Source organism: Flavobacterium tistrianum, assembly GCF_003254545.1.
Classification (GTDB): Bacteria; Bacteroidota; Bacteroidia; order Flavobacteriales; family Flavobacteriaceae; genus Flavobacterium; species Flavobacterium tistrianum.
Genome location: NZ_QJRH01000063.1, coordinates 180,579 through 187,419 on the forward strand (window position 1 = coordinate 180,579; position 6,841 = coordinate 187,419).

The window sequence follows — 6,841 nt, forward strand, 5'->3', positions numbered from 1 at the left end:
TTTAAAATAAAACAATAAAGCGTAGAGTATAGTCTATACTTTACTATTGCAAATATACATTTTATTTTTTCTTTTAAAACTTAAAAAACACAAGAAATGAGACATAAAACAAATTCTTCTACAGAAAACACGGACACAATGACAAAATATTTATAAAAAAAGCTCCATTTTAAGTAATGGAGCTTTTAGAAATTAGAGCGAAATCTTTATTTCAATTTCGTCAAAGCTTTAGAGTTTCTCAACAAAAACACATATTGAAAATAATTAGTTGCAGAAGCATTTTTTAGAGGCACAATATTTTCTCCAAAAGCTCTAGATTTTACTGTTATTAAGTTTTTTGATTTTAGATAAGGCGAATTTTTCGAGTTCAGTTTAAAAAGTGTGATTGATTCTGGTTTGCTTAATTCTTTCAAATCATTAATTCCTTTTACCAGCATTAATGGTCCGTCTGCATTCATCCAGTCTACTTTTTCATCTTCAGGAGTTGGAAATTGAGGATTTTTTGGAAGATACATTTCGCTATCAATGGTATAACTTACAAAACTTGTCACTTTTACGCCCGAATCTTTTAATCCTGCAGCAAAAGTTGCTCTACCCGATTCTGTTTTCTTTTGTAGGGTATGAAAAAATCCGAAAAGCCCGTAAAATTTTTCATTTTCGATATGCATTTTTTTAATCGAATTTTTAAAATTAGCAACCATCGCTTCGTCTCTCGAACCTTTCGATTCATCATCAAAATTTTTATCGATTCCGATTACTGTAATTTTTAGAGAATCAGCCAAATTCTGGTTGTAATCATGAACAGCGCTCCATTTATCAAATAATTCCTGGCTTGACTGCTGCGGAATTCTTTTCTTGATAGATTCAACAACTTCTCTCAAAAGCGCTTTATTTTTTTCATCTCTAAGAAACAAAAAAGCATTTAACTTTTTAGCTGTCAAACTATCCATTTCGGCAATATAATATTTGATTCCTACTTTTTTATTCAAGAAAAAAAGCATTTCCTGATCTATTTTCTGATTGTCTGCATAACCATGAATTTCTCCTAGCAAAAACACTTGCGATTTATAAAAATCTGCATCAAAAAACTTTTCATTGATTGAAGTTGTTATCTCAACATTATTTTTTGACAAATAGCCGATATTCTCATCATTTTTAGATTCTAAAAATAATTTGTTGCTGATATACAAATAGGCAATAAAAAGTAAAATAATACTCAAAAGGCTAATAAACGTGATTTTGATAACTTTTAAAATTTTCTTCATGGTTATGTATTAGGGTTGTTTTGATTTTGATGTAAAAATATTTTTATTCGACAGAACATTCAATTTTTATTGACCGAATTGTCATTTCCAAGAGATGAATTGTTTTTTCAATTCTTCTTTTATGGATTTATGGCATGTATCCGGAAAGCAGGTATTTTTCTCGTAAATTTACAATTCCTTCCAAGTTAGAATAAATCATTCATAACTTTAAGAATTTAAAAACTTTACATATAAAATGGAAATATTAATAATAACAGGCCCACCGTATTCCGGAAAGGGTACGCAATGCGAAATTTTAAAAGACGAACTTCATTTTGAACATATTTCGACGGGAGACAGATGCCGTTTGGAAAAACAGAATGAAACGGAAATTGGAAAAATAATGTCCCAATATGAAGAAAAAGGAGATTTGGTTCCTGATTCTATAATGAAAGATCTTTTCAGCAAAATATTGGATGAAAACATTACCGCTAAAGGAATCATTTTAGACGGTTATCCAAGAACGGAACCACAGGTAAATGATTTGTTGGAACTCATTAAATCTAAAAATCTAGAAATTGGAAAAGTAATTAATATTGATGTTCCAAAAGAAGAACTTTTAAAAAGAGCACAAAAAAGAGCTAAAACTTCTAATAGAAAAGATGACAAAGATGCTAATATTCATCTTAAAAGAATTGATGTTTTTGAGAGTTCTACCAGACCAGCAATTGAATATATGAAGTCAAAAATTAAAGTTTTAACTTTTGACGGAATGGGAACAATTGAAGAAATAACAAAACGAATTAAGGATAATTTGTAAAAGAGATTGTTTTTTATAATTAAAAAAGCTCCAAAGTCATTTGATTTTGGAGCCTTTTTATTTTAATAATCTTCAATCTAATTTGAAACTATGTTTTTCTTCCTTTTATTATTAAAATAATTTCTCAGAGGAATATCATAAATCGTCATTACAAAATAGGCAAAACCTACAAGCAAAATCACAGAAGCAATTACAATCAAAGTTAATTGTGTTATATCTGGTTTGTAGTTGGTATAATAATTTCCAAACATCCATAAAACCGCATAATGCGTCATATAAAGCGGATAAGATATTTGACCAGAAAAGACACAAGCTTTTTTTAATCCAGGTTTTAAGACTGCTCCTGCTCCCAAAGAAATCAACAACGGAAAATACAACAATACTACCAAAGGTTCAGAAAGCCAATTATATTCTGAAAATGGCATAATGAAAGCCAACAGCAATAAAAAGGTCAATCCGCCAAAACCAAGTTTGTTTTTTATAATCCAATTAGATCTATAAATAAGTAATCCTGCCAAAAAAGAATATGAAATTCTCGCACAGCCGTCCCAAAAAGTTGGGCCACTCCAACCTCCTAATAAATTGCCAGAATTGTATCCGACATAACAAATTGCAATTGCAGATAATACGGTTAGCACGAATAAAAAGCTTCTGCCAATTCTATAAAGCACAAATGCATAAACAATATTGGCAATATATTCCCAAAACAGTGACCAAGCTGGCGCATTAAAACTAAACAAATTAAATCCGCGATCTGCAATAACCGGAAACGGAATAAGAAATAGAGAACAGATAAATGTCAAGATAATTTTTCCTGCACTATATAATTCCAAATGTCCGCCAAATGGATCAAACAAAAAAGCCAACAATCCTAATATTGAGCCAGCAATTACCAATGGATGCAGTCTTATTATTCTTGATATAAAAAAATTACGAAGTCCCATTTTTGCGATACGATCATCATAGGCATATCCGATTACAAATCCAGAAAGACAAAAGAAAAAATCGACAGCTAAAAAACCGTGTCCAATAAAATTTTGGCTGGGATCGGTAAAAATCCATTCCATAAAATGGAAGATAACAACAGCAAAAGCTGCGATGCCTCTTAATCCGTCTAAAATTTCAAAATGTTGTTTCGTTTCAAGAAGTGCTGTAGTCGATTGGCTTGTGCTCATTAGATTGTAGTATACTTATAAATAGGCGATTTGGTGACGTTGCAAGTTCTACAAATAAATGTTCAAATCAAAATCAGATTTATTCAATTCAACTGTTAAAATGTTTGAAGTTTCACATTTAAATAACTTTTTGCACTTTTTAGAAGAATACTTTTTTCCTAATTTTGCTCAAAATCAAATTTTATCATGAGTTTTAAAGGTTGTCTTCCTCCTCCAGTAAATTAATAATACGTCTTTAGTATTGACACATGACTGAATCTTCAGTCCGATTTCTTGTGTCTTTACCTCAATTCAATTATTAATATTCAAAACATATCCTTCAAAAAAAGGATAGACAACTTCTTATGAAAAAATCTTATTTGATACTGCACATTGCAGTTTTACTTGCTGGTTTTACTGGCATTTTCGGAAAACTTATTTCTCTTAATGAAATCACGTTAGTTTGGTATAGAGCATTCTTTGCCTTAATTATTCTATTTTTTATTCTAAAAATATATAATCTGAAAATGCTAAAGTCATTTTCTGAAGCGCTAAAAATCTCTAAAGCTGGAGTATTGATTACCATTCACTGGATTTTCTTTTACGCCAGCATTAAATATTCCAACATATCAATTGGCGTTGTGTGTTATTGCCTGACTAGTTTTTTCACTGCTTTTTTTGAACCTATTCTCAATAAAAAGAAATTCAATATGGTTCAAGTTTTATTAAGTATACTCACCTTATTAGGAATAAGTCTGATTTTTCATTTTGATTCTTCCTATCAACTTGGAATTTTACTTGGAGTAATTTCTTCAGCATTTGGAGCCTTATATACTATTTACAATGAAAGACTGGTACAATTTTACGATAGCAAACTCATTAATTTTTATCAGATGCTTGGCGGAACATTGGCACTAGGCACAGCTCTGCCATTTTATTTTTATAATTTTCCAGAACAGACTTTCATTCCAGGCCCAAAAGACATTTTTTATCTACTGATTTTATCTTCCTGCTGTACCGTTGCTCTTTATGTAATGTTTGCAGAATCGCTAAAAAAGATTCCTGCTTTTACCATAAATCTAACATTCAACTTAGAGCCAATCTATTCTATAATATTAGCCTTTCTATTTTTTAACGAAGGCCAATCGGTTAATTTCTCTTTTTACATAGGAATAAGTTTGGTAATGACTTCAGTTTTGCTCCAATCTATAATTTCTATTCGAAAGAAAGATTTAGTAGAGCAACAAATCTTTTAGAACTGTAAAAACAAAAAACTCCTTTGATTTAAAGGAGTTTTTCTTTTTTTCAAATATTTTTTAATCATTCAATCCTTTTCCATCTAGAATTCTTTGACTATTTTTTTCTATTCTAGTTTCTCTAGTTTTAGATTGTTTAGGTTGAGAAAAATGAAGTAAATATGCTCGCTGTCTTCCAGGTGTTAAAGCATCGAAAGCTTTCTTAAAATCTGTATCAGAATCAAATTTATACTGAAGCTCTTTGGCAACTTCAAAATCAGAAACTTTTTTCAATTCGACTTTTTGTCCCGATTTCTCAATTTCGGCCGCCTCAAAAATATATTTTTTTAAAATTTCTTTTTTCGCCATAACATCTTCCACATTCGTAAATCGAACTTGACGCGCTGCCTGAACATTATCTGATTGTTGAATTAGAATATTATCCGGATCTTTCATTAAAGCGCCTTTGAAAAACAAAAAAGCACAATATTCCTTAAAATAATGGATCAATACAATATTTGCTTTTTCGAAAGTATAACAAGGAGATCCCCATTTCAATTCTTCAGACAAATGACAGTCTAAAACAATTTCTCTCATTTGTTCTATTTCGGCTTTCCATTTTTCAGCTTTTTCAAAATAAAAATCAACTTTGGAGTTTGTACTATATTTTGTCATAATGCGTTAATTTAATAAGCATATAAATTTAGCATTTTTATATATTTAAAATTCAAAACCTTTAATAATTCCTCTTTTAGAATCACGAACAAAATTTAGAATCTTATCTCTTTCTTCGGTTTTCTCAAATTCATTACTAATTACTTCAAGTGCGAATTTTGTATTTCTCTTTTCCTGGAATAGAATTCTATACATCGACCGAAGCTCATCAATTTTTCTAGAATCAAATCCTCTTCGTCTCAGACCAACAGTATTAACCCCAGCAAATCTCAAAGGCTCATGTGCAACAACGACATAAGGCGGAACATCCTTAACCACTCTACTCAAACCGCTAATCATCGCATGCTCGCCAATCACCGAAAATTGATGTATAGCAGTTAGTCCGCTAATATTTACCCAATCTTCTACAATTACTTCACCAGCCATTCCGACACTAAAGCCTATAATACAATTATTGCCAATAATACAATCATGCCCAATATGTGCATTAGACATAATCAAATTTGAATTACCAATACTTGTTTTTCCTTTGGAAACTGTCCCTTTATTAATTGTTACAAATTCCCTGATTATATTGTTATCTCCTATTTCCAAAAGAGTATACTCTCCTTTATATTTCAAGTCCTGAGGAACACCGCCTAAAACTGCGTTAGAATGAATCTCACAATTTTCTCCAATTCTAGATCCGCTTAAAATAGTCACATTGTTTCCTATCTGCGTATTATTACCAATTATGACATCCTGGTCAATAACAACATTATTTCCTATACGAATATTAGTTCCCAGCACAGCTCTCGTATCAATAAAAGTATCTTTCAATTTTTACATCTTTAATTAGCCACAAAAATTCAAAAACTTTAGATACTTTTTATTGATGTAATGTCAAATAATAGATGCACGAATCCTACTCAGAGTTTCTTGGCTTACGCCAATTAATGAAGCGATGTGTTTTAATTTAGCTTTTTTAATAATTTGAGGAAATGACTCTAACAGAAATAAATATTTTTTCTCTGCAGTCATTAAACGAAATAAATGATTAAACTCATTTATTTTAGAAAGATAATGCCGAAGCTGTCTAATATGAAACTTCACAAATAACGGATATTCTAATAAAGCCTGCTCATCGGAATAAGATAAGGAATAGAGAATTGTTTCTTCGCAAGTTTGAAAACTCTCAAAAGATGGTTTCTGCTCAAAAAAACTACTCATCGAAGTTACAAATTGATTATCGGTATAAATCCACTTCGTAACTTCTTCCCCATCTTCAATACAAAACCTTCTAACCGCACCTGATTTAATAAAGTAGATTTTGTTACATATCTTTCCTTCTACTATAATAAACTGGTCTTTTTTAAAAGTTTCTTCGACAAAACTTTCTTTAATAGCAAGCTCTGTCTCCGAATCTAATTTCTCAAAACTATTTATAATTTGAATTAGTTCCTCCATTTATTTTATTTTCATGATAAACCAAATTTAAAATGAAATTAATATAAAAGCTAGCCTTGATTAAGAAACCGCAATAATAAAGCTATTGCGACAATTTTAACGATCTATAAATAAAAAATCGACTTAGATACTTATAAATAAAATTAACTCCATTAAAAGACAAAAAAATCAACCACAAGAATAAACAGTTTTATTTATATAGCGTTTCCCTACGGGCCGTGCTGTCCGCTGTATCTTTTGCGGGAGAAAGGATAGGGAAAAAAGAAT

Annotated in this window: 7 protein-coding genes; 2 read left to right on the forward strand and 5 right to left on the reverse strand. The window is 30.5% G+C overall.

Annotation, left to right across the window (positions count from 1 at the left end; genetic code table 11):
* Positions 1-206: 206 nt before the first annotated feature.
* Entirely contained in the window at positions 207-1,265 is a 1,059-nt protein-coding gene (locus DMB71_RS06160; protein ID WP_111364548.1) for a hypothetical protein, read from the reverse strand.
* Between the two features lie 235 nt (positions 1,266-1,500).
* On the opposite strand from DMB71_RS06160, the gene DMB71_RS06165 reads away from it, so the two are divergent.
* Positions 1,501-2,064, forward strand: coding sequence for an adenylate kinase family protein (locus DMB71_RS06165; RefSeq protein ID WP_111364550.1), 564 nt, complete (start codon positions 1,501-1,503; stop codon positions 2,062-2,064).
* Between the two features lie 77 nt (positions 2,065-2,141).
* Here the strand turns inward: DMB71_RS06165 and DMB71_RS06170 are convergent, their stop codons facing one another.
* Positions 2,142-3,239: an acyltransferase family protein gene (locus tag DMB71_RS06170; RefSeq protein ID WP_111364552.1), complete on the reverse strand. Its 1,098-nt coding sequence runs from the start codon at positions 3,237-3,239 to the stop codon at positions 2,142-2,144.
* A 344-nt stretch (positions 3,240-3,583) separates the two neighbouring features.
* Here DMB71_RS06170 and DMB71_RS06175 point away from each other — a divergent pair, with 344 nt between their 5' ends.
* On the forward strand, positions 3,584-4,474 hold the full coding sequence (locus DMB71_RS06175) for a DMT family transporter (protein ID WP_111364554.1): 891 nt from the start codon (positions 3,584-3,586) through the stop codon (positions 4,472-4,474).
* 60 nt (positions 4,475-4,534) lie between these two features.
* On the opposite strand, the gene DMB71_RS06180 is transcribed toward DMB71_RS06175, so the two are convergent.
* From DMB71_RS06180 to DMB71_RS06190, 3 genes are all read right to left on the reverse strand, one after another.
* Positions 4,535-5,128 carry a YdeI/OmpD-associated family protein gene (locus tag DMB71_RS06180; RefSeq protein ID WP_111364556.1) on the reverse strand — a complete coding sequence of 198 codons (594 nt, stop codon included), beginning with the start codon at positions 5,126-5,128 and terminating at the stop codon, positions 4,535-4,537.
* Between the two features lie 45 nt (positions 5,129-5,173).
* Entirely contained in the window at positions 5,174-5,947 is a 774-nt protein-coding gene (gene lpxA, locus DMB71_RS06185) for an acyl-ACP--UDP-N-acetylglucosamine O-acyltransferase (protein ID WP_111364558.1), read from the reverse strand.
* A 63-nt stretch (positions 5,948-6,010) separates the two neighbouring features.
* Positions 6,011-6,574 (reverse strand): Crp/Fnr family transcriptional regulator, encoded by a 564-nt coding sequence (locus tag DMB71_RS06190; RefSeq protein ID WP_111364560.1) that lies wholly within the window; start codon positions 6,572-6,574, stop codon positions 6,011-6,013.
* Between the last annotated feature and the right edge of the window lie 267 nt (positions 6,575-6,841).